This window comes from Streptomyces flavofungini (assembly GCF_041028215.1).
GTDB classification, from domain to species: domain Bacteria; phylum Actinomycetota; class Actinomycetes; order Streptomycetales; family Streptomycetaceae; genus Streptomyces; species Streptomyces flavofungini_B.
This window is the reverse complement of the sequence record NZ_JASKYR010001259.1, coordinates 1-1349: the sequence shown is the minus strand read 5'-3', so window position 1 is coordinate 1349 and position 1349 is coordinate 1. Positions and strand designations below refer to the sequence as shown.

The 1349-nt window shown below is 75.2% G+C and carries 1 protein-coding gene; it reads right to left on the bottom strand.

Features of this window, described 5'->3' with window-relative positions; genetic code table 11:
* Window positions 1-79: 79 nt before the first annotated feature.
* Window positions 80-1081, bottom strand: a complete 1002-nt coding sequence (locus AB8Z36_RS40265; protein WP_369218310.1) for a PH domain-containing protein — start codon at window positions 1079-1081, stop codon at window positions 80-82.
* Between the last annotated feature and the right edge of the window lie 268 nt (window positions 1082-1349).

The window sequence follows — 1349 nt, the reverse complement described above, 5'->3', positions numbered from 1 at the left end:
GGCGTACGGACACCGCTGGCGCGCCACGCCGCCACGGCCAGGCCCGCCGACACCGCCGCGCCCACGGCCGCCCAGCCGATCACCACGGCCGGGGCGAGCGCGGAGGCGGTGAGGAAGTAGCACCCGCTCCGGGACAGCCCGCGGCCAGGGCGAGCGCGGCGGCGACGACGGCCTGGGCCCGCGCGGTGGAGACGTGCGCGCGCCACACGTGGTGCTCCCCGGTGACCTGCATGACCGTGCCGCGCCAGAAGGCGAGTTCGACGTGATCGCCGGTGCTGAACCGCTGCGCCGCCTCCCGTGAGACATCGGCCCGCGCCAGCGGACGCTCCCGGGTGAAGTACAGGTGGCTGCTCTGCCTGGTGCCGTTGACATCGATGCGCGCGATCACCCCCGGCAGGGTGGTCACACACTCCGGGTCGGCCGTCCGGCCCGAACCCCGGACCGTGTCCCGGGCCGCTTCGCCGGTGCAGGGAGCGGCCGACCGCCACGCCCGTTCGTCCGCCGCCGTGCCCGGCAGGGACCAGGCGGCGACGCCCGCGCCCGCGAGCAGCAGCACGCACAGGGCGAGCGGGGCGGCCAAGCCTCCGTACCCCGCGGTGCGCCGCGTGAGGACGGGCAGGTGGTCCGACTCCGGGGTGCCGTACTGCCGCAGCAGTGCGCGCAGCGCGGCCACCCGCTCGTCGAACTCCGGGTCGTGGGCCGAGGCGGTGAGCGGCATGGGCAGCAGCCACCGGCGGCCGTCGCGCAGCGCCACGCTCACCCGGCGGGACGTGCCGTGACGGTGCTCCCTGTGCAGGACGCGGATATCGGCGACGGCACTCCACGGCACGCTCCGGCGGCGCAGCGGCGTCCGGTGGCGCAGGCCGTACGCGTCAGCACTGACCCGTACGGTCACCCAGTACCACGCCGCGAGACCGGACAGCGCGAGCAGCGAACCCACGACGAGCCATCCGTCCACCACCCACCCCGCGGTCGCGAGCCGCAGCACGGTGCCGCCCGCGCCCACGACACCGAGGCCCACGAGGAACCACAGGGAGCGGCTGCGCGGCGGACGGTGACTCACTTCGGTGGCACGGGTCATGCGGGGCATCGTGCCAGCGGCCGCCGTGGACCCGCGCGGGTGCCGTGAGGCAGTCTTCGGGCCCCGTAGGCTGCCGACTTCTGACGGCGGCACGGCCACGGCGCCGCTTTCACCGCATCCTGGGATGCGTCCTGGGATTTCCGCCGGACACCTGCCGCCGTACGAACGTCCGCAGTGTCGTCTACTGGCCGATGCCCCGGCACGCGGTCATGGTCGCCGGGTCGGCCACGCCGTCGGCCATGTCGCAGACGAGGTCCATCCGGTAGGA

Excerpts from the sequence above, each read along its gene's own strand:
- AB8Z36_RS40265 (WP_369218310.1), bottom strand. The coding sequence starts at position 1,081 with ATGACCCGTGCCACCGAAGTGAGTCACCGTCCGCCGCGCAGCCGCTCC.